General features: G+C 66.9%; 19 protein-coding genes and 1 tRNA gene. 8 read left to right on the top strand and 12 right to left on the bottom strand.

Annotated elements, in window-relative coordinates; genetic code table 11:
- Nucleotides 1–21 precede the first annotated feature (21 nt).
- On the bottom strand, nt 22–147 hold the full coding sequence (locus tag G3N92_RS35295; protein ID WP_277396127.1) for a hypothetical protein: 126 nt from the start codon (nt 145–147) through the stop codon (nt 22–24).
- Here G3N92_RS35295 and fixL point away from each other — a divergent pair.
- The 4 genes from fixL (at nt 146) to G3N92_RS00765 (ending at nt 6,732) form a co-directional block, all read left to right on the top strand.
- Nucleotides 146–2,656 (top strand): oxygen sensor histidine kinase FixL, encoded by a 2,511-nt coding sequence (gene fixL, locus G3N92_RS00780; RefSeq protein WP_206125534.1) that lies wholly within the window; start codon nt 146–148, stop codon nt 2,654–2,656. The genes G3N92_RS35295 and fixL overlap by 2 nt on opposite strands.
- Nucleotides 2,653–3,291 carry an oxygen response regulator transcription factor FixJ gene (gene fixJ / locus G3N92_RS00775; protein WP_206125533.1) on the top strand — a complete coding sequence of 213 codons (639 nt, stop codon included), beginning with the start codon at nt 2,653–2,655 and terminating at the stop codon, nt 3,289–3,291. The genes fixL and fixJ overlap by 4 nt, the downstream gene beginning before the upstream one ends.
- A 233-nt stretch (nt 3,292–3,524) precedes the next feature.
- Nucleotides 3,525–4,385: a bifunctional methylenetetrahydrofolate dehydrogenase/methenyltetrahydrofolate cyclohydrolase FolD gene (gene folD / locus G3N92_RS00770; protein ID WP_206125532.1), complete on the top strand. Its 861-nt coding sequence runs from the start codon at nt 3,525–3,527 to the stop codon at nt 4,383–4,385.
- Between the two features lie 259 nt (nt 4,386–4,644).
- The gene (locus G3N92_RS00765; protein WP_206125531.1) at nt 4,645–6,732 is read left to right on the top strand and encodes a M3 family metallopeptidase; all 2,088 of its coding nucleotides are present in this window, start codon (nt 4,645–4,647) and stop codon (nt 6,730–6,732) included.
- A gap of 110 nt (nt 6,733–6,842) precedes the next feature.
- Here the strand turns inward: G3N92_RS00765 and dinB are convergent, their stop codons facing one another.
- Nucleotides 6,843–8,003: a DNA polymerase IV gene (gene dinB, locus G3N92_RS00760; RefSeq protein ID WP_339385857.1), complete on the bottom strand. Its 1,161-nt coding sequence runs from the start codon at nt 8,001–8,003 to the stop codon at nt 6,843–6,845.
- A 125-nt stretch (nt 8,004–8,128) separates the two neighbouring features.
- Entirely contained in the window at nt 8,129–8,767 is a 639-nt protein-coding gene (locus tag G3N92_RS00755; RefSeq protein ID WP_206125529.1) for a LysE family translocator, read from the bottom strand.
- 202 nt (nt 8,768–8,969) lie between these two features.
- Here G3N92_RS00755 and G3N92_RS00750 point away from each other — a divergent pair, with 202 nt between their 5' ends.
- Nucleotides 8,970–9,662: an aspartate/glutamate racemase family protein gene (locus G3N92_RS00750; RefSeq protein ID WP_206125528.1), complete on the top strand. Its 693-nt coding sequence runs from the start codon at nt 8,970–8,972 to the stop codon at nt 9,660–9,662.
- Nucleotides 9,663–9,677: 15 nt separating this feature from the next.
- Here the strand turns inward: G3N92_RS00750 and G3N92_RS00745 are convergent, their stop codons facing one another.
- The 4 genes from G3N92_RS00745 to G3N92_RS00730 form a co-directional block, all read right to left on the bottom strand.
- Nucleotides 9,678–10,913: a beta-propeller fold lactonase family protein gene (locus tag G3N92_RS00745; protein WP_206125527.1), complete on the bottom strand. Its 1,236-nt coding sequence runs from the start codon at nt 10,911–10,913 to the stop codon at nt 9,678–9,680.
- Nucleotides 10,914–11,125: 212 nt separating this feature from the next.
- Nucleotides 11,126–11,413: a pentapeptide MXKDX repeat protein gene (locus G3N92_RS00740; protein WP_206125526.1), complete on the bottom strand. Its 288-nt coding sequence runs from the start codon at nt 11,411–11,413 to the stop codon at nt 11,126–11,128.
- A gap of 76 nt (nt 11,414–11,489) precedes the next feature.
- Nucleotides 11,490–12,269: a molybdopterin-dependent oxidoreductase gene (locus tag G3N92_RS00735; protein WP_206125525.1), complete on the bottom strand. Its 780-nt coding sequence runs from the start codon at nt 12,267–12,269 to the stop codon at nt 11,490–11,492.
- 34 nt (nt 12,270–12,303) lie between these two features.
- Nucleotides 12,304–12,963, bottom strand: a complete 660-nt coding sequence (locus G3N92_RS00730; protein WP_206125524.1) for a cytochrome b/b6 domain-containing protein — start codon at nt 12,961–12,963, stop codon at nt 12,304–12,306.
- A 421-nt stretch (nt 12,964–13,384) separates the two neighbouring features.
- Between G3N92_RS00730 and G3N92_RS00725 the strand changes: the two genes are divergently transcribed.
- Together G3N92_RS00725 and G3N92_RS00720 are read left to right on the top strand one after the other, a co-directional pair.
- Entirely contained in the window at nt 13,385–13,933 is a 549-nt protein-coding gene (locus G3N92_RS00725) for a sigma-70 family RNA polymerase sigma factor (protein ID WP_206125523.1), read from the top strand.
- Entirely contained in the window at nt 13,933–14,574 is a 642-nt protein-coding gene (locus tag G3N92_RS00720) for a DUF1109 domain-containing protein (RefSeq protein WP_206125557.1), read from the top strand. The genes G3N92_RS00725 and G3N92_RS00720 overlap by 1 nt, the downstream gene beginning before the upstream one ends.
- A 37-nt stretch (nt 14,575–14,611) precedes the next feature.
- On the opposite strand, the gene G3N92_RS00715 is transcribed toward G3N92_RS00720, so the two are convergent.
- Together G3N92_RS00715 and xth are read right to left on the bottom strand one after the other, a co-directional pair.
- Nucleotides 14,612–15,235 (bottom strand): TetR/AcrR family transcriptional regulator, encoded by a 624-nt coding sequence (locus G3N92_RS00715; protein ID WP_206125522.1) that lies wholly within the window; start codon nt 15,233–15,235, stop codon nt 14,612–14,614.
- Nucleotides 15,236–15,334: 99 nt separating this feature from the next.
- Nucleotides 15,335–16,111 carry an exodeoxyribonuclease III gene (gene xth, locus G3N92_RS00710; protein WP_206125521.1) on the bottom strand — a complete coding sequence of 259 codons (777 nt, stop codon included), beginning with the start codon at nt 16,109–16,111 and terminating at the stop codon, nt 15,335–15,337.
- A gap of 222 nt (nt 16,112–16,333) precedes the next feature.
- Between xth and G3N92_RS00705 the strand changes: the two genes are divergently transcribed.
- Nucleotides 16,334–16,410, top strand: a tRNA-Met gene (locus G3N92_RS00705).
- A gap of 234 nt (nt 16,411–16,644) precedes the next feature.
- Here the strand turns inward: G3N92_RS00705 and tssJ are convergent.
- From tssJ to tssF, 3 genes are read right to left on the bottom strand one after another with little or no spacing between them, the layout of a single operon-like run.
- A complete protein-coding gene (gene tssJ / locus G3N92_RS00700; RefSeq protein ID WP_277396126.1) occupies nt 16,645–17,181 on the bottom strand; it encodes a type VI secretion system lipoprotein TssJ in 537 nt (178 codons plus the stop codon).
- A 13-nt stretch (nt 17,182–17,194) separates the two neighbouring features.
- Entirely contained in the window at nt 17,195–18,286 is a 1,092-nt protein-coding gene (gene tssG / locus G3N92_RS00695; protein WP_206125519.1) for a type VI secretion system baseplate subunit TssG, read from the bottom strand.
- Nucleotides 18,283–20,097, bottom strand: a complete 1,815-nt coding sequence (gene tssF, locus G3N92_RS00690) for a type VI secretion system baseplate subunit TssF (RefSeq protein WP_206125518.1) — start codon at nt 20,095–20,097, stop codon at nt 18,283–18,285. Before tssF ends, tssG begins: the two co-directional genes overlap by 4 nt.
- Nucleotides 20,098–20,101 lie beyond the last annotated feature (4 nt).

Below are 20,101 nucleotides of genomic sequence, written 5' to 3'. Positions count from 1 at the left end.
TTCGGGTGGTGAGATTGTTTCTCATAATGCGAAATATTGCTGCGCTGCACCTATGCGGAATGGCGCGAGCGCGACAAATTTCGCTTTCGGTTCAACAATGCGGACCACCGTTTTGTCGGCATGGCGCTGCGCTACAATGCGTGCCATGTTCACCGATCGGCTCTTTGCTCGCTCGGCGCGAGCGTCCGGAGCCGCGGCCCCGGCCGATTCGCAGCCGTCCCGTTGGCACCACGGACCGTGGTGGTCCAATTCCTATCTATTGACGCCGCTGCTGTCGATCCTGGTGTTCCTGGTGGTGATGAGTCTCATCCTCTGGAGCCTCAACCGCCGCGAGCAGCAGCAGCAGGAAGACACCCTCTACCGCAACGTCGCCTGGGCGCAGCAGCAGATCCGCCTGTCGATGACGAGCGCGCAGGAACAACTGCAGGCGTTCTCGCGCGATCTGGCGCTCGGCCGCATCAATGTCAGCGGCTTCCAGGCCGCCGCCGGCGACGTGATGCAGGCGCACCCCGAAATTCTCTACGTCAACTGGTACATGCCGGCTGGCACGCCGCGCTGGCCCGACATGCAGTTGCCGACGCTCGGCCAGCGGCTGTCGCGTCCGAACGACGCGCAACTGGCCGAGATCGTGCGCGGCGGCTACGCCGAAGCGCACGAAACGCGCCGCCAGGCCTACTCGGCGATCGCCTACGACGATTTCGGCAACGGCTTCGTGACGCTGCAGACTCCCGTCACGCGCGACCGCGAGTACCTCGGCTCGATCGCCGCCGTGTTCTCGGTCGAGGGCATCCTCAAGCACGACATCCCGCCCGAGCTGTCGGCCAAGTACAAGATCTCGATCACCGACGTCAACAACCGCGAGCTGGCCTCCACCTCCTCGCGCCCGCGCCTGCCGCGCGACGCGCATTACGATCTGCCGCTCGATCCGCCGGGCCAGGGCCTGACGGTACGCGTCTATTCGTACCCGCAGATGACGAACCTGACGAACAACACGCTCGTCTGGCTCGTGGCCGGCCTGTCGTGTTTCGTGCTGTGGAGCCTGTGGAGCCTCTGGAAACACACGCGGCAGCGCTTCGAGGCCCAGCAGGCGCTGTACGCCGAGGCGTTCTTCCGCCGCGCGATGGAAAATTCGGTGCTGATCGGCATGCGCGTGCTCGACATGCACGGCCGCATCACCCACGTGAACCCGGCGTTCTGCCGCATGACGGGCTGGGACGAGGCCGATCTGGTCGGCAAGGTCGCGCCGTTCCCGTACTGGCCGCGCGACGCCTACCCGGAAATGCAGCGCCAGCTCGACATGACGCTGCGCGGCAAGGCGCCCTCCTCGGGCTTCGAGCTGCGCGTGCGCCGCAAGGACGCCTCGATGTTCCACGCGCGGCTCTACGTCTCGCCGCTGATCGACAGCTCGGGCCGCCAGACCGGCTGGATGTCGTCGATGACCGACATCACCGAGCCGAAGCGCGCCCGCGAGGAACTGGCCGCCGCGCACGAACGCTTCACGACGGTGCTCGAAAGCCTGGACGCGGCCGTCTCGGTGCTGGCCGCCGACGAGGCCGAGCTGCTGTTCGCGAACCGCTACTACCGCCACCTGTTCGGCATCCGGCCCGACGGCCACCTCGAACTGTCGGGCGGCGGCTTCGACAGCACCCAGGCCTCGTCCGATTCGATCGACCTGGTGGACGCCTTCGCCGGCCTGCCCGCCACGGCGCTCACCGAGAGCACGGCCGACGCGCAGGAGGTGTACGTCGAGAGCATCCAGAAATGGTTCGAAGTGCGCCGCCAGTACATCCAGTGGGTGGACGGCCACCTCGCGCAGATGCAGATCGCGACCGACATCACCACCCGCAAGAAGGCGCAGGAGCTCGCGCACCAGCAGGAAGAGAAGCTCCAGTTCACGAGCCGGCTGATGACGATGGGCGAAATGGCCTCGTCGATCGCCCACGAACTGAACCAGCCGCTCGCCGCGATCAACAATTACTGCTCGGGTACGGTGGCGCTGGTCAAGAGCGGCCGCGGCACCGCCGAAACCCTGCTGCCCGCGCTCGAAAAAACTGCCCAGCAAGCGCTGCGCGCAGGCATGATCGTCAAACGCATCCGCGAGTTCGTGAAACGCAGCGAGCCGAAGCGCGAAGCGGCCCGCGTGGCCGACATCGTGGCCGACGCGGTCGGGCTGGCCGAAATCGAGGCGCGCAAGCGCCGGATCCGGATCGTCACCGAAATCCGCGCCAGAATGCCTATCATCTATGTCGACCCCGTGCTGATCGAGCAGGTGTTGATGAATCTGATGAAGAACGCCGCCGAAGCGATGGGCGAGGTCAAGGATCCGAACGCCGACGGCGTGATCCGCGTGGTCGCCGACATCGAGGCCGGGTTCGTCGACATCCGCGTGATCGACCAGGGCACCGGCGTCGACGAAGCCAGCGCCGAGCGGCTGTTCGAACCGTTCTACAGCACCAAGTCCGACGGCATGGGCATGGGGCTGAACATCTGTCGATCGATCATCGAGTCGCACCGCGGTCGGCTCTGGGTCGTGAACAATATCGAGGCGGACGGCCGCGTTTCCGGCGCGACGTTCCATTGCAGTCTGCCCATCGGGGCACCCGAGGACCACGGCCGTGGCGGCCTGGCATCACATACTGTTACGGGAGAGATATGAATAGCCCTGTCACCACCCCTCAGGAAACCGTCTTTGTGGTCGACGACGACGAAGCCGTGCGCGATTCGCTGCGCTGGCTGCTGGAGGCGAACGGCTATCGCGTGCAATGCTTCTCGAGCGCCGAGCAGTTTCTCGACGGCTACCAGCCCGCGCTGCAGGCCGGCCAGATCGCCTGCCTGATTCTCGACGTGCGGATGTCGGGCATGAGCGGCCTGGAATTGCAGGAGCGCCTGATCGCCGACAACGCGGCGCTGCCGATCATCTTCGTGACGGGCCACGGCGACGTGCCGATGGCGGTCTCGACGATGAAAAAGGGCGCGATGGATTTCATCGAGAAGCCGTTCGACGAAGCCGAACTGCGCAAGCTCGTCGAGCGCATGCTCGACAAGGCTCGCAACGAAAACAAGAGCGTGCTGGAGCAGCGCGCCGCGACCGAGCGCCTCTCGAAGCTGACGGCGCGCGAGCAGCAGGTGCTCGAACGGATCATCGCCGGCCGTCTGAACAAGCAGATCGCCGACGATCTCGGCATCAGCATCAAGACGGTCGAGGCGCACCGCGCCAACATCATGGAAAAGCTCAACGTCAACACGGTCGCCGACCTGCTGCGTCTCGCGCTGTCCAAGAAGCAGGCATAACGCCTGCGGGCCGGCCCGCGCGGCCGCCCGCCCCGCTGCCCGTCAAGCCGCGGCCCTCGCCTGGAGGCCGCGGCTTTGCATTGGGCAGCCGCCTCGGCCTCGTCATGACGCCATGGCGCGCCTGCGCCAGCCGATGTCGGGTCACGACAGGCGATGGGTATAATTCCGTGCTTTGCAGCGGCCGAACCCCGTTCGCCGCGCACCCGCTTTCCCAATCCGGACCGAATTTCACCATGACAGCCACCCTGATCGACGGCAACGCCCTTTCGAAGACCCTGCGCGCGCAAGCGGGCGAACGCGCCGCCGCCCTGGCCGCGCGCGGCCACCGCCCCGGCCTGGCGGTCGTCCTCGTCGGCGACAACCCGGCGAGCGAGGTCTACGTCCGCAACAAGATCAAGGCCTGCGAGGACAACGGCTTCTACTCGAAGAAGGATCTGTTCCCCGCCACGCTGTCCGAAGGCGAGCTGCTCGCGCACATCGACGCGCTGAACCGCGACCCGCAGATCCACGGCATCCTCGTGCAACTGCCGCTGCCGGCCCATATCGACAGCCACAAGGTGATCGAGGCGATCGCGCCCGAGAAGGACGTGGACGGCTTCCACGTCGCCAACGCCGGCGCGCTGATGACGGGCAAGCCGCTGTTCCGCCCGTGCACGCCGTACGGCGTCATGAAGATGTTCGAGGCGCACGGCATCGATCTGACCGGCGCGAACGCCGTGGTGATCGGCCGCTCGAACATCGTCGGCAAGCCGATGTCGATGCTGCTGCTCGAAGCCGGCGCGACCGTCACGATCTGCCACAGCAAGACCCGCGACCTCGCCGCCCACACGCGCCAGGCCGACGTGGTGGTGGCCGCGGTCGGCAAGCGCAACGTGCTGACGGCCGACATGATCAAGCCGGGCGCGGTGGTGATCGATGTCGGCATGAACCGCAACGACGAAGGCAAGCTGTGCGGCGACGTCGATTTCGACGGCCTGCGCGAAGTGGCCGGCTTCATCACGCCGGTGCCGGGCGGCGTCGGCCCGATGACCATCACGATGCTGCTGATCAACACGCTCGAAGCCGCCGAACGCGCGGCCGACGCGGCCGCCTGAGCGCGGCACGCGTCTTCCGAGCCGCTTCTTCACGCCTCACCGCCCTTTCGGCCGCGCGCGGATCTTTCCCGCGCGCGGCCCGTCAAAAATGCAGCGTGCCGCCCGCTTCGGCGGCATCGCGACAGCCGTTTCCGATCGACGCCAATCGCCGCGTTAGAAACTTCCGATTGGAAACCGGCGACACCGCCCCAATAATGTCGACATGCCGCGGCCACGCAGCCGCGCCGTTCATCCGCCATCCGACCCCGCAGGGAGCACCATGTCCGTCAGCGCCAACGCCAACCCGCTTCTCGATTTCTCCGGCCTGCCCCGCTTCGGCGAGATTCGTCCCGATCACGTCACGCCCGCCCTCGACGCGCTGCTCGAGCAGGCCGAGCGCACCGTCGAGCACGCGGCCGATCCGGCCACGCCGGCCAGCTGGGCCGACGTGGTCGAGGCCGTCGAACGCGTGACCGAGCCGCTCGGCCGCGCCTGGGGCATCGTCGGCCATTTGAACGCCGTCGCGGACACCCCCGAATTGCGCGCCACCTACGGCGAAAACCTGCCGCGCGTGACCGAGTTCTGGTCGAGCGTGGGCCAGAACCTCGCGCTGTACGAAAAGTACAAGGCGATCGCGGCCGGCGCCGAATACGCCACGCTGTCGGCCGAGCGCCGCAAGATCCTCGACAACTCGCTGCGCGATTTCCGCTTGTCCGGCGCCGAGCTGCCCGAAGAGCGCAAGCCGCGCTTCGCCGAGCTGCAGGAACAGCAGGCGGCGCTCTCGAAGGCGTTCTCCGACCACGTGCTCGACGCCACCAACGGCTACGCCTACTACGCGCAATCCGAAGCCGAACTGGCCGGCCTGCCCGGCGACGCGATCGAAGCGGCCCGCGAAGCCGCGCAGCGCGAGAACAAGGACGGCTGGAAGTTCACGCTGCACTTCCCGTCGTATTTCCCGGTGCTGCAGTACTCGGAAAACCGCGCGATGCGCGAGACGATGTACCGCGCCTACGTGACGCGCGCCTCGGAACTCGGCCCGCAATACGGCGGCGGCCAGACCGAATGGGACAACACGAAGATCGTCGCCGACACGCTCGCGCTGCGCCGCGAGGAAGCGCAGATGCTCGGCTACGCGAACTTCGCGGAAGTCTCGCTCGCGCCGAAGATGGCCGAATCGCCGGCCCAGGTCACGGCGTTCCTCGAGGATCTGGCCGTGCGTGCGCGTCCGCACGCGGAACGCGACTGGGACGAACTGCGCGCGTTCGCGTCGGGCACGCTCGGCATGAGCGAGCTGGCGCCGTGGGACGTCGCGTTCGCGGCCGAGAAGCTGCGCGAGCAGCGCTATGCGTTCTCGGAAAACGAGGTCAAGCAATACTTCCCGGAACCGGCCGTGCTGAAGGGCCTGTTCACCGTCACCGAAACGCTGTTCGGCGTGAAGATCCGCCGCGACGAAGCGCCGGTCTGGCATTCGGACGTGCGCTTTTTCCGCGTCGAGAACCCCGACGGCACGCTGGTCGCGCAGTTCTATCTCGATCTGTACGCGCGCGAAGGCAAGCGCGGCGGCGCCTGGATGGACGACGCGCGCTCCCGCGCCAAGCGCGCCACCGGCGTGCAGACGCCGGTGGCCTACCTCACCTGCAACTTCTCGGCGCCGGTCGGCGGCAAGCCCGCCTGCTTCACGCACGATGAGGTGATCACGCTGTTCCACGAGTTCGGCCACGGCCTGCATCACATGCTGACGCGCGTCGAGGAGCTCGGCGTGTCGGGCATCAACGGCGTGGAATGGGACGCGGTGGAACTGCCGTCGCAGTTCATGGAGAACTTCTGCTGGGAGTGGGACGTGCTGACCTCGATGTCCTCGCACGTCGAATCGGGCGCCTCGCTGCCGCGCGAGCTGTTCGACAAGATGCTGGCCGCGAAGAACTTCCAGAGCGGCCTCGGCACGCTGCGCCAGATCGTGTTCTCGATGTACGACATGCTGCTGCACATCGATTTCGATCCGGCCGGCACGGTGGGCGCCGTGGAATTCGCGCGCGACATCAACGAGCGCTTCCACGTGATCCCGCAATCGCCGTTCTCGCGCTGGCCGAACACGTTCAGCCACATCTTCGCGGGCGGCTACGCGGCCGGCTATTACAGCTACAAGTGGGCCGAGGTGCTGTCGGCCGATGCGTATGCGGCGTTCGAGGAAGCCGCGAAGGCGAGCGGCTCGGTGCTCGACGCGGCGACCGGCACGCGCTATCGCCGTGAAATTCTGGAAGTGGGCGGCAGCCGCCCGGCGATGGAATCGTTCAAGGCGTTCCGCGGCCGCGAGCCGGAAATCGACGCGCTGCTGCGTCATAACGGCATGGCGGCGACGGCGCACTGAGCTTGCTGCCGCCGCGGCGGCGCGGCGGCGGAACATCGCGGCCATCATCCGCGCCGAACGGCGTTCACCCCACGGTGAGCGCCGTTTTTTTATCCGCGCGTGCGTTCGGATCAGGACGCAGCGCCGGCGTCGCGATCCGGCGCAACGTCGTCATGACCGCCGCCGTCCTCCTCGTCGCCGAACAGCGCGATCTGGCCATGCCGCTCGGCCGTATCCTCGTCGACGCGCACCCCCACGCCGAGCAGCCGCACGGCCTGCCGGCGCCGCACCAGCCCCTTTTCGAGCAGCGCGACGGCCGTATCGGCGTCGGTCGCCTCGGCCACGCATTCGACCGTGGTGCGCTGGAAATCGGCGAAGCGGATCTTCACGAACAGCTTGCGGATCGTGCGCAGCGAATTGGTGCGCGCGATGCGCGCGTCGAGCTGCACGACGAGCTTGCGCAGTTCCTCGGCGCATTGTTCCGGCGTGGCCAGATCGTTCACGTAGGTGGTTTCGACGCTGACCGATTTGCGCTCGCGGTCGGCATGCACGCGCCGCTCGTCGATGCCGCGCGACAGCTCGAACAGCCGCCGCCCGAACGAGCCGAACTCGCGATGCAGATCGATCTGCGACCAGTCGCGCAGTTGCGCGCAGGTCTCGATGCCGAGCCGCTCGAGCTTCGCGGCGGTCACGCGGCCCACGCCGAACAGCTTGCGCACCGGCAGCGCGGCCACGAACGCGTCGACCTGCGGCGGACGCACCACGAACAGGCCGTCGGGCTTGTTCCAGTCGGAGGCGATCTTGGCGATGAACTTGTTCGGCGCGACGCCCGCCGAGACGGTCACGCCCACCGTGTCGCGCACGCGCTCGCGAATCTCGCGCGCGATCAGCGTGGCGCTGCCCTGGCAGCGCTCGGCGCGGCTCACGTCGAGATAGGCCTCGTCGAGCGACAGCGGTTCTACCTCGGGCGTGTAATCGCGGTAGATCTCCATGATGGCGCGCGATGCGACGCGGTATTTCTCCATCGACGGCGGAATGATCAGCAAATCCGGGCACTTGCGCACGGCGAGCGCCGACGACATCGCCGAATGCACGCCGAAGCGCCGCGCCTCGTAGTTGCAGGTGGCGATCACGCCGCGCCGGTCGGGCCGGCCGCCGACCGCGAGCGGCCGCCCGCGCAGCGAGGCATCGTCGCGCATCTCCACCGACGCATAGAAGCAATCGCAATCGAGGTGGATGATCTTGCGCGCGAACGCCGCCGCACCGCCCGGCGAAGCAGGCGATGCGGCAATATCGGAGAGCGTGGCGGGCGTATTCACGGTGACGATACTGTACAAAAAAACAGTGTCACCGTGTTGCTGCGTTGCGATTTTGCCTGCGCGGGCGAAACCGGCCGATAGGGCCGGATCAGTGTCGATCAGTGCCGGAATGCAGCCAGTTTGGCGGCCAGCCCGAGGAAGAACGCGCCGAGCACCCGGTCGAGCCACGCCGAGACGCGGCGATTGGCGCGCAAGCCCTGCGAGAGCCGATCGCCGAGCACGATCAGCGGCGGCTCGATCAGCGCCGCCACGGCGATGATCAACGCGCCGTGCACGCCGAGCTGGAGCGGCACCGGGCCGGCGCCCGCCACCACGAACTGCGGCAGCAGCGCGAGAAAGAAAATCGCCACTTTCGGGTTGAGGATGTCGATCAGCACGCCCTGCCGATACACCTGCGCCACGGTGCGCGGCGGCTGCGGCCGAATCTCGGGCGTATCGGCATCGCCCTTCGAGCGCAGCGACTGGATGCCGAGCCAGGCCAGATACCCCACGCCGACCCACTTGACGGCGAGAAACAGGCTCGCCGACGCATACAGAATCGCCGACAACCCAACCGCCGCGCATGCCACATGGAACAGCGCCCCGCTCCACACGCCGAGCATCGCCGCGAAACCGTGCCGCCGGCCATTGCGTACGGTATGCCCGAGGATGAACGCGATGTCCGGCCCCGGCGCGAGATTGAGCAGCACGGCCATGCCGAAAAACGCCATCCAGTGAGCCGGGTCGTAGTGCAGCATGAGGCCGTCCTTGCGCGTTCGCGCGCCGCCGAGTGATCAGAGCACCGAGCATACGGCAGCCGCGATCGGCCGATCAATCCCCGCCGTCACGGTTCGCTCGGTCGATCCGTACCGGCCGTTCCCGTCCCGAACCGTACCGCCGCCGCGTCGCGGCGCGACCTATACTCGGCAGCACCTCACGACGCAAACGCACGGAGCACGAATGAAGACGATCGGCCTGATCGGCGGCATGAGCTGGGAATCGTCGGCGGAGTATTACCGGCTGATCAATCGCGAATCGAAGGCGCGGCACGGCGGCCACCACAACGCGAAAAGCGTGCTGGTGACGGTGGATTTCGCCGAAATCGAAGCGCTGCAGCGCGCGCAGGACTGGCATGCGCTCGGCGAACGGATGGCCGGCGCGGCCCGTCAGCTTCAGGCGGCAGGCGCGGACGTCGTGGTGCTGACCACCAACACCATGCACCGCGTGGCCGAGGCGATCGAGGCGGCAGTCACGCTGCCGTTCCTGCATATCGCCGATCCGACCGGCGCGGCGCTGCAGGCGGCCGGCGTGCGCCGCGTCGCGCTGCTCGGCACGCGCTACACGATGGAGCTGCCGTTCTACGCGCAGCGGCTCGCCGAGCGCTTCGGCATCGAGGTGCTGACGCCCGGCGCCGACGATCGCGACACGGTGCACCGCGTGATCTACGACGAGCTGTGCCACGGCCGGATCGAGGCCGGCTCGCGCGCGGCCTACGCGGCCATCATCGGCCGGCTGGCCGAACGCGGCGCGCAGGCCGTGATCCTCGGCTGCACCGAGATCACGCTGCTGATCGGCGAACAGGATTCGCCGCTGCCGGTGTACGACACGACGGCGCTGCACGCACGCGCCGCCGTGGCGTTCGCGGCGCAGTGAGCGCCGCGGCCCGCGTCAGATCCCCGTCAGGCCCTGCAGGCTGATCTTCGACAGGGTATTGGCGGGCTGTTCGCCGAGCTTGGTCAGCGCGCCGTTCGCGCCGATCGAATACGCGACGATCTTGTCGTCGCCCGCGTAGTCCTGATAGAGGAACTTGCCGTCCGGGCTGACCCACGAATCGTTCGCGAACGCCGACGATTGCCCCGCGACCGGCGTTTCGGTGGCGGCCGACGCGTTCACCAGCGTCATCTTGCCGGCGCTGTCGATCGAGAACAGCGAGATCGCGCCGCTGCCGTTGCCGATGTAGGCAAAGCGGTTGTCCGGCGTCACCGCGATCCAGCACGGCGCGGCCTGGCCGGTCACCGTGATCGGCGAACCGGTAGACGTGAATGCGCCCGTCGCCGACGAGAAGCCGAACGATTCGACCGTGCCGCCCGCCGCGTCGGTCACGAAATAGCTCGACGCCAGCGCGCCCGAGCCGAAGCGCGCGCCGAACGGGCCGACGCCGATCGAGCTGCTGTCGACCGGCGTGCCGAGCGTGCCGTCGCCCTGCACCGGGAACGCCAGCAGCATGTTCAGCGGCGCGGTCGGCGTGACCGTGCGCAGGAAGCCGTTGACGATCACGTACTTGCCGTCGGGGCTGACCGACACCTGCGTCGGCAGCGCGTCCTGCACCACCACCGCGTACTGGCCGATCGACGTGAGCTTGCCGTCCGTGCCCACGCGATACGCGCCCAGTTCCTGCGTGCCCTGCTGATGCGTGACGTAGAGCACGCCGTTCGCGAACGCGAGCGACGTCGGGCGCACGCCGCCCGTCGGCGACACGGCCAGCAGGCTCAGGTCGCTGCCCGAAATCGCGAACACGCTGACGGTGTTGTCGCCGGCATTGGCGACGAACAGGCGCGTGCCGTCCGGCGACACCAGGACGCTGTTGTTGCTCGTCAGCGCATCGGGCGCGACGATATTGCCCATGAAGTAGTTGACGCCATTGGTGCCCTTGCCGCCCGTGGCCAGCGTGGGCTGGGCCGTCAGCGTGCCATCGGCGTTGCGCACGAAATGCAGCACCGCGTTCTGCGTGTCGTTGGTTTGCGCGAACAGTTGCGCGGTCTTCTGCGGTGCGGGCGCGGGCGCGGGCGTGGACGCCGGCGCCGGTGCGGAGGCCGCGGCCGGCGGCGTGGGGGCGTCGTCGCTGCCGCCGCACGCTGCAAGAATGGCCGTCGTGGTCAGGGCCGTGATCAGTTTGAGCTTCATCCGTTTCACCTTGGTCGTCAGTAGTCGGGTTAGCGATCGTCTATTGCTTGTTCATCTCGATCGCGCGCCCTTCAATTCGGTTGACTGAAGGTTGCGGTTACAACGAATCGAAAAATTTTTTCTGCCGTCGCGCCCGGCGGGAAACGAAAACGACGAAGCCCGCGTGCCTTGCAGCGCCGCGGGCTTCGTCGTGCCGTGCGAACGGCCAGGACTTACTTCGACATCGCGTCCTTGCCCATCGCGTCCTTGCCCATCGCGTCCTTGCCCATCGCGTCCTTGCTCATGCCGTCCTTGCCCATGGCGTCGTGCTTCATCGCGCCCTTGCCCATCGCATCGTGCTTCATCGCACCCTTGCCCATCGCGTCGTGCTTCATCGCGCCTTTGCCCATTGCGTCGTGCGACATCGCGTCGTTCGACATCGCGCCGCTTGCTTGCGCGAACGAAGCCGTTGCACCGATGCTCAGCGTTGCCGCCACGATTGCCATTGCCAGTTTCTTCATGATTTGCTCCTTGCCGGGTAAAAAAATTCGGTCCTTTCGATGCGGACCTGTTAGTGAATCGTTCGCGCGCAGCCCGTCAGGCCCCGCCGAACCAGTTGTAGCCCTGATCGACCCAATAGCCGCCCGGGTACACGTTCGTGACGAAGATCTCGACGATGTGCTTCGGGTTCTTGTAGCCCAATTTCGTCGGAATCCTCAATTTCATCGGATAGCCGTATTTCGCCGGCAACCGTTGACCGTCGTAATCGAAGGCGAGCAGCGTCTGCGGATGCAGCGCCGTGGCCATGTCGATGCTTTCGTAGTAATCGTCCGCGCAGCGGAAGCCCACGTATTTCGCGCTTGTATCCGCGCCGATGCGGCGCAGGAACGCGGCGAACGGCGTGCCGCCCCAGCGCCCGATCGCGCTCCAGCCTTCCACGCAGATATGCCGCGTGATCTGCTCGGCGTGCGGTAGCGCGTACAGTTCCGGCAGCGTCCACGCGCGTTGCCCCGTCACCATCCCGCTCACCTTCAGGCGGAAATTGCCGCCGTCCACCTCGGGCACGTCGTCGATGCCGTAGAACGCGTTGAACGGAAATGGCCGCGTGATCTGCGCCTCCGTATACGTGGGCGCCAGCGCACGCGGATCGAACAACGCGGCCTGCACGCGATCGTTGAGCCGCGACACGGCCGACAGGAACCCGTCCACCGAGGCGTCGTCGCCGAGCGTGCAGCCGGTCAGCATCGACAAACCGCCGAGCGTCAGCATGCGCTTGCCGAACAGGCGCCGCGACGGCATCGCGAGTTCGCGCCGCGCATCGGCGAGCACGCTTTCGCGGTCGATGCCGGGGTTTGCGGAGCGGTCGTTCTGTTTCATGTCGAAATCCTGATATCGCTTGGGGCGCGCCGGCTCAACGGCCGCGCAGCATGGTCAGCAGCGAACGCGGCACCAGCGCCACCATCGCCACGTGAACGATCACGAACGCGGCCATCGCCGCCATCGCGCAGAAGTGCACGATGCGCGCCGTGTCGTAGCCGCCGAACAGATCGCGCAGCAGCGGGAACTGCACCGATTTCCAGATCGCCAGCCCCGACAGCACCAGCACGATCAGATCGACGATCACGCCCACGTAAGCGAACTTCTGCACCGCGTTGTAATGCGACGGATCGTCGTGCTTGAGCTTGCCGCGCAGCGCCGCCGCCAGATCGCGCAGCACCGCGCGCGGCGACAGCGGCAGGAAACGCGCCGAGAAACGGCCGGTCGCCACGCTCAGCGCAAGGTACGTCAGGCCGTTGAACATCAACAGCCACATCGCGGCGAAATGCCATTGCAGCGCGCCGCCGAGCCAGCCGCCGATCGTCCACGACGACGGAATCACGATCGACGGGAACACCGGCGAGGCGTCATAGATGCGCCAGCCCGACAGCATCATCAGCACCGCGGCCAGCGCGTTGAGCCAATGCGTGACGCGCAGCCAGACCGGATGCGACGGCCGGACGCGCGGCGCGCCGGCGGGCGCGGCCCGGCCGGATCGGGCCGGGGCTTCGGAGCGGGTCGAAAGCAGGGTCATGTCGGGCTCGCACGGCATCGTTCGATGCGCCAGGTTTCACCGTGGGCCGCTTGCTCGCCGAGCAATGCGACCCGTTACGACATGCAATTCGGCGGCGCGAGCGCGCCGGTTACAGCGGGGCAAAAATATTTTTTGAGGAACGGGAAAACCGGGCAGACCGGAAGGACGAGCCAGACAGGCCGCCCCGGGAGAGGAGAAAATCGGGAAAAGTCGCGCCAGGCAAGGATGCGAAGCCTGCAACGGCCGGGCGATGCGGCCAGGCCCGGTGCTTGCGGGGGACACACCGTTCGGCTATTCTAAAACACTTGCTCTAGAACCCTAGCCGTCGCACCCAGGCGCGCGATCCGCGCCGCCCAAGGTCGATGCCAGTCCGGCGATGCGCCCCGCCCGCATCTGCCGCCCCGTCATCACAGGATCACCCTTGTACGCAGCGGAAGACCGCCTGAAAGCGCTGTTCGTCAGCGGCCTCGACGGCAACGCCAACGACTACCGCGGCTTTCTGCAGGAATTGACGCGGCATCTGCGCGGCTACCTGCGCAAACGCATTCCGCAGATGCACGACGACGTCGAGGATCTGGTTCAGGAAATCCTGCTCGCCGTTCATCACGCCCGCCACACCTACCGCAGCGACGAGCCGCTGACCGCCTGGGTTCATGCGATCGCCCGCTACAAGCTGATGGATTTCTTCCGCTCGCGGTTTCGCCGCGAATCGCTCAACGTGCCGTTCGACGACGATCACGAGGCGATGTTCGCCGCGCCCGACGACGAACCGGCGCAGGCGCGCCACGATATCGGCAAGTTGCTCGAGCATCTGCCCGACAAGCAGCGGCTGCCGATCCTGCACGTGAAGCTGCAGGGGCTGTCGGTCACCGAAACAGCGGCGATCACCGGCTTGTCGGAATCGGCGGTCAAGGTGGGCGTGCATCGCGGCCTGAAGGCGCTGGCCGCCAGAATCCGGGGCGAGCGATGATCGATACCGACGACCTGATCGAACTGATCGCCACGGGCCTCGTGCCCGCCAACCGCGGCCCGGTGCCGCGCCATTTCAGCGTCATGCTGCCGCTCGGCTTCGTCGGTTCGCTGCTGCTGACCTGGTTCGTGTTCGGCTGGCGGCCCGATCTGGCGCTTGCCACGCATGCCCCGCTGTTCTGGATCAAGCTCGCGTTCCCGCTCGCGATCGCCGTGGCGGCCTTTGCGCTCGTGCAGCGGCTCGGGCGGCCGGGGCTGCGCGGCGGTTACCGCTGGTGGTGGCTGGTCGCGCCGTTCCTGGCGGTATGGATCGGCGCCGCCGCGTTGCTGATCGCCGCCGCCCCCGACGCGCGGCTGCCGATGCTGCTCGGCCAGTCCTGGCGCAGTTGCCCGTTCAATATCCTGCTGCTGTCGGTGCCGAGCTTCGTCGCCGTGTTCTGGGCCATGCGCGGGCTCGCCGCCACGCGGCCGAGGCTGGCCGGCGCCGTATCGGGGCTGCTGGCCAGCGCGATCGCAACCATCGCCTACTGCCTGCATTGCCCGGAGATGAGCCCGGCGTTCTGGGGGGTGTGGTACGTGGCGGGGTTGGTGTTGCCGGCGGCGATCGGCGCGCTGGCCGGGCCTCGACTGCTGCGCTGGTAACGCCCGCGAGCTTGCCGATCCCGGGCTTGCGCTTGGCTCAGGCCGCGCGACGCGCGTCCACCGCCGTGTCGGCCAGCGACGCGCCGATCATGGTCAACATCGGCCGCACCGCATCTTCCAGCAGATCGCGCTGCGGCCGCACCCGCGCCAGCACGCGCAGCCCCATCAGCATCGTGAACAGCATCCGCGACACGTCGCGCGCGGACAGCGCGGCCGGAATCGAGCCGTCCGCCTGCCCCGCCCTGACGCAGCGCAGGAAAAACGCCTCGACATCCTCGAGGATCGATTCGAGCACCGGCTGAAGATCGGCGTCGTGCGGCGCCAGCTCCACGGCGGCGTTGACGATCAGGCAGCCCTTGCGCTTCGTATCGTTGACGGTGAGGCGGATGATCTCGTTGAAGAATGCGACGATCGCGTCGCGCGGCGGCAAACGATGCTCGAAGCGGCGCACGCGGTCGCGGAAACCGCCTTCGACATAGCGCTCGAACGCCCGCATGTAGAGCGCGCGCTTGTCGCCGAACGCGTTGTAGACGCTCGCGCCGGTCATGCCCATCGTGGCGGCCAGGTCGCGCACCGAGGTGGACGCATAGCCATGCGTCCAGAACTGCGCGATGGCGGCGTCCAGCGCGGCGTCTTCGTCGAATTCGCGTGGGCGGGCCATCGCTGCTTGCTTCTCCGTGTCGTGATGCGGGGCCGTTGCGCACCGCAACCGGCATTTTAGATCAATCGTTCTGGAACGCGACGGGCCGCGTGCGTCGTTTCAGCCCAGCGTCGCGATCACCGGCGTGTGATCGGACGGCTGTTCCCACTTGCGCGGCTCGCGGTCGACTTCGCAGGCCGTCAGCGTGGCGGCCAGCGCCGGCGACAGCAGGATGTGGTCGATGCGCAGGCCGGCGTTGCGGCGGAAGCCCATCATCCGGTAATCCCACCAGGTGAAGGTTTTTTCGGGCTGCTCGAAGCGGCGGAACGCATCGACGAAGCCCATCTCCAGCAGCGCCGCGAAGTGCGCGCGCTCCTGCGGCGACACCAGGTTCTGCCCTTCCCACTTGGCCGGATCGTGCACGTCGCGATCCTCGGGGGCGATGTTGTAGTCGCCGAGCAGCGCGAGCTTCGGATAGCGCGCCATTTCGTCCTTGAGCCACGCCTGCAGCGCGTCGAGCCATTGCAGCTTGTACGTGAATTTCTCCGAATCGGGCGCCTGGCCGTTCGGAAAATAGGCCGAAATGATCCGCACGCCATCCACCGTGACCGCGATCACGCGCTGCTGCGCGTCCTCGAAGCCGGGGATGTTCTTGACGACGTCGGTGTCGTCGACGCTCAGGCTGTCGCGCACCAGGATCGCGACGCCGTTGTAGGTCTTCTGGCCGGTGAACCAACTGCGATAGCCGGCCGCCTCGATGTCGGCCTTCGGGAATTTTTCGTCGGGAAGCTTCAGCTCCTGCAGGCAAAGCACATCGGCGTGGCTCGATGCAAGCCAGTCGAGCACGTGCTGCTTGCGCACGTTCAGGGAATTGACGTTCCAGGTGGCGATCTTCATCGATGCGGAGTTCCGTGGTGAATCGGGGGCGGCGAGGCGTTCGAGGGATGGTGCAAGAGTGCGCCGGATGTCGCGCGGACGGCCCGCGCCGCGCGGTCAGACCGGCTCGACGGGAGTGTACCAGCGGAGAGGATTTGTTCCGTTCGCACGGGCGCCATGAAATTTTTTTCGCTCAAAGGTTTGACACATATCCGTAATACCCCTATACTTGCTTTTCTCAGACGCGGGGTGGAGCAGTCTGGCAGCTCGTCGGGCTCATAACCCGAAGGTCACAGGTTCAAATCCTGTCCCCGCAACCAGATATTCAAAGGGTTACAGCTATCGGCTGTAACCCTTTGTGCTTTCCGGGCCGCATTTTTGTTCGCATCGCGGCTCCGCGCCCTCTTCCGTAGCGCCGTCGGCTGTCCTGCAGCCGAACCTGCGCCGGCCAATCTGCATCATGCTCGGGCAACATCCGCGCTCTCGCCATCCATCGCCGGCGCAAAGCAACAGCCCGCGCCGGCGCTCGACACCGACGCCCCCATCGCCGATCGCTAACGCCGCGACCCGGAGGCCAAGCCGCCGGCCAACACGATCTGATCGACCAACACGAGCTTCAGCGGCTTGTCCGCATCGAGCCTGCGCTTCTCGATCACGAATTTCCAGCCGTCGTCGTTACCGGGGTGGCGGTAGAACGCCACGATCGCGACGAATTTCGTATCGGCCCGCATCGGCTGCGACAGACTGGCGGCTCCGCCCGGGTTCAGCACCGACGCGAGGCTCGCTTGCAGATCCTGCGCCAGCACGATCCGGTCGTTGTTCAGCAGATCCTCGTAGGACGCGCCGTCGAACAGCTTGCGGTCCTTCAACTGATACACGCGCACGGCGACTGCGGTCGGGCGCCCCGCGTCGTCGGGATTCAACGCGCCGCGCGCGGACAGATCGACGTCGAGCACCTTGACCTGCTTGAAGAAGGTTGCACGATAGGCGCTCGACGACGCGTCGGACACGGCCTGCCAGGCACCGCACCCCGACAGCAGCACGGCCAACGTCGCGGCGGACACACTCGAACGACTCAAACGGATAAACATCGGCCAGCTCCGGTCAGGCATGTTGCGACAGATAAGGGTTCGGCTCGGGAGTGGGAAACGCGGTGTAACGCCCGAGCGCAATGTTGATCGGACGCTCGTGCGCGGCGGGCAGCACGGTCGTCCAGCCCAGCCTCGGGGCCGGGTCGGCTGCCCGCAGGCCGATTGTGGGGCACGGCGCGAAACGCGACGACATTTCCATCCGCATGTGCACATCGGCCTTGACGCCCACGTACAACTGCACGAACGCCATGAGATCGCGGTGCAACGCTCCGCCGGGCAACAGTCCGTTGGCCTGCCGCTCGTCGGCGGGCTGTAACGTCGCACGCACGGCGCGGCTGCGATAGGACATCCGTCTGCCCAGGACATAGCCGCTGCCGAGGCCGCCGCGTCCGCCGCTCTCCTGCACGAGGCCGGCGCATGCCGACGTGAGCGGACGCGGACGGCCGCTGGATGTCGTGACAGGCCAGAACTCGTCGACCCGCACGCCGATGCCCGGAACCGCCAGCGCCACCACGCCCGCCAAGCCTTCCGGCGTACGCGTGCGCTGGATCAGCAAGCCCAGCAGCGCCAGCATCCTCGAATCGGGCAAGCCCGCACGCCTGGGCTTGTCGCCCCAGCCGAATCCGGCCAGACAAAGCAGATTGCGGGAGTGCGCGTCCGTGCCGCCAGGGCGGAAATGTTCGGGGTAACGGTACTTGCGCCACGCCCGGTACAGCAACGCGATGTACCGATGATTGAATTGATCGAGAAACGCCTCGACCGCCTCGTGCCCTTCCTCGCGCAGTGCGATCTCGTCGATCGTGTGCGACGGCATCGCCGCATCGACGCCATACAGCCCCATGAACGTCGTGCGCACGGTTGGCGGCCCATCCGGCCATGCGTCGTCGAATTCGACCGCCGCCACTTCGCTCGCGGGAAAACCCAGGCGCGGCCTCGGCCGGAAACGCACCGGCTCATGATCGGGCGCATCCTGCGTGCCGAACCCGGGCTGCGCGGGGACGCGCACTTCCAGCAGCCGGCAAAGCTGCATGAAGTTCATGCGCGGCGCGCGAGCCAGAAGCGACGCGACGAGCGGATCGAGATTCGGAAGCGCGGCATGCGTCATAGCGCGGCTCGCTCCGCCTTGCTGCGCGGCCACTCGATGCGCTCCTGCGACGGCAGGCTCACGATCGCGAGCTTCGTGAACACATTGATGTCGGCATAGAGGGCGAAGAACCGGTGCAGCAATTCGCCGAACAACATCAAGTCGCCTGCTCCGACGAATGCGTGGCTATCGAGCGTGACCTCGATCGACACGCCCCGCTCGACCGAGCCGCCCGATACCTCCTCGATCAGCGTCTGCGACACCCACGCGATGCCCGCGAGGCGCCGGCGATTCAATTCGTCGTTGGTCCAGTCGTACAGCGCGAGCGCGCCGCGCAGCACTTCGGCGTTCATCATCGACAGGAAGTTCGGCGCCAGATGCGACAGCACACGCCATTGGAAGCGGTCTTCCGTCGGCGGATACAGCGGCAGCGTCGGTGCCACGAGGTTGCGCACCCCCGCGACGTTCTGCGTGCTCGTGGCAAGCTGATTCAGGCTGGCTTCGCGCAAGCCCTTGCGCGGAAGCATGCCGTTCGTCCCCGTCACGCGCAGCGACAAGCTTTCCTCGGGAAGCGCCGCCATGGCGTCCCATGCATGCCCGCCCAGAATGACCCAGGTCTCGTGCAAGCCCGCTATCCCAGGCCGCACGCGCGTGTGGAAATAACGCTCCGGCGCCTCGTGCCGCAGCATGCCGCCGCGATGCCGGAACGTCGCGAACGGCACATAGGCATACCGCTCGGCCGTTTCGTGATCGAACGCCTCGATCGCATCGACTGAATAGGTTTCGACGTGCTCGCGCAAATGGCCGGCCGGCACCACGCGATACTCGGTTTCGTGATGGTCGATCTCGATCGGCTCGGCATCGAGCTCGAACAGGTTGATGACCGGCGAGCAGAAAAGCCGGACGTGGTCCGCGCCGAAGCGCCGGTCGGCCGGGTAGGCCTGCGTCAGCACGATTTCCAGCTCGAAGCGGGTCGCGCCTTCGGGCAGCATGGCGACGTTCAGCCCGCACAGATCGACGAACAGGAATTTCTCGCGGAACGTGAAATATTCGAGCAGCAGTTGATAGCCCGAGAACGCGGCGTCGGCGTTCGGCCACAGCCGCTCCCCCGCCGAGAATCCGGCCGGCTCGACCGTGACGCCGGCGAGCGGCACGGGATGCCCATCCTGGATTTCCGGCACGCGCCAGACGATCGTGTCGATCTGGCGCGTCAGCGCGAGATGCATCGCGAACGCCGTCGGCAGATCCGCATTCAGGTACAGACGCAACCGCGATAGATCCGTTTCCTTGCGCAGCGCCGAGCTGTCGAGCGCCAAACCCAGCCGGATCACCGAGCGGCCATCGTGGCGCACGGCCGGGCCGGCGTGCGTGATCGCGATCGGCTGCAAGGCGACGTCCTGCGTGGTGCGGTACATGCATTGAACGGTCTTCGGCGCGGCGCCATCGGCAGCCGCCACCGGCGCCGCCGGGATCGGCTCGGAACGCACCGGCACACCGGCCGGCACGATTTCGGTCTTCTGCAATTTGCCGGCGAGCGGCGCGAGCGCCACGATCGACAACGACGGAATCATCCGCAGATAGTGCGGCCACAACAGGCTGACCAGCCCTTCCGTCAGTTCGGGCAGTTCGTCGTCGAGCTTCTGCCGCAGCCGGCCGGTCAGGAATGCGAACCCTTCGAACAGCCGCTCGACATAGGGATCGCGATCGCCGACGCGATCGAGATTGAGCAGACGCGCGCGATCGGGATGCGCCTTCGCGAACTCCTTGCCGGATTCGTTCAGGTAGCGCATTTCCGCTTCGTAGTAGCGCAGGATCGGATCGTTGTTTTCCATGGCG

Origin of the sequence: Burkholderia sp. Ac-20379 (assembly GCF_017104645.1) — a bacterium.
Lineage (GTDB): Bacteria > Pseudomonadota > Gammaproteobacteria > Burkholderiales > Burkholderiaceae > Burkholderia.
Note: the sequence above shows the minus strand (reverse complement) of the source record. Positions and strands in the feature narration are given on the sequence as shown.

Coding starts and splice junctions, on each gene's coding strand:
- fixL (WP_206125534.1), top strand. CDS start 146: ATGTTCACCGATCGGCTCTTTGCTCGCTCGGCGCGAGCGTCCGGAGCC.
- tssF (WP_206125518.1), bottom strand. CDS start 20,097: ATGGAAAACAACGATCCGATCCTGCGCTACTACGAAGCGGAAATGCGC.
- G3N92_RS00750 (WP_206125528.1), top strand. CDS start 8,970: ATGAAGACGATCGGCCTGATCGGCGGCATGAGCTGGGAATCGTCGGCG.
- G3N92_RS00735 (WP_206125525.1), bottom strand. CDS start 12,269: ATGAAACAGAACGACCGCTCCGCAAACCCCGGCATCGACCGCGAAAGC.
- G3N92_RS00715 (WP_206125522.1), bottom strand. CDS start 15,235: ATGGCCCGCCCACGCGAATTCGACGAAGACGCCGCGCTGGACGCCGCC.
- G3N92_RS00755 (WP_206125529.1), bottom strand. CDS start 8,767: ATGCTGCACTACGACCCGGCTCACTGGATGGCGTTTTTCGGCATGGCC.
- G3N92_RS00745 (WP_206125527.1), bottom strand. CDS start 10,913: ATGAAGCTCAAACTGATCACGGCCCTGACCACGACGGCCATTCTTGCA.
- tssG (WP_206125519.1), bottom strand. CDS start 18,286: ATGACGCATGCCGCGCTTCCGAATCTCGATCCGCTCGTCGCGTCGCTT.
- folD (WP_206125532.1), top strand. CDS start 3,525: ATGACAGCCACCCTGATCGACGGCAACGCCCTTTCGAAGACCCTGCGC.
- G3N92_RS00740 (WP_206125526.1), bottom strand. CDS start 11,413: ATGAAGAAACTGGCAATGGCAATCGTGGCGGCAACGCTGAGCATCGGT.
- tssJ (WP_277396126.1), bottom strand. CDS start 17,181: ATGTTTATCCGTTTGAGTCGTTCGAGTGTGTCCGCCGCGACGTTGGCC.
- G3N92_RS00765 (WP_206125531.1), top strand. CDS start 4,645: ATGTCCGTCAGCGCCAACGCCAACCCGCTTCTCGATTTCTCCGGCCTG.
- fixJ (WP_206125533.1), top strand. CDS start 2,653: ATGAATAGCCCTGTCACCACCCCTCAGGAAACCGTCTTTGTGGTCGAC.
- xth (WP_206125521.1), bottom strand. CDS start 16,111: ATGAAGATCGCCACCTGGAACGTCAATTCCCTGAACGTGCGCAAGCAG.
- G3N92_RS35295 (WP_277396127.1), bottom strand. CDS start 147: ATGGCACGCATTGTAGCGCAGCGCCATGCCGACAAAACGGTGGTCCGC.
- G3N92_RS00730 (WP_206125524.1), bottom strand. CDS start 12,963: ATGACCCTGCTTTCGACCCGCTCCGAAGCCCCGGCCCGATCCGGCCGG.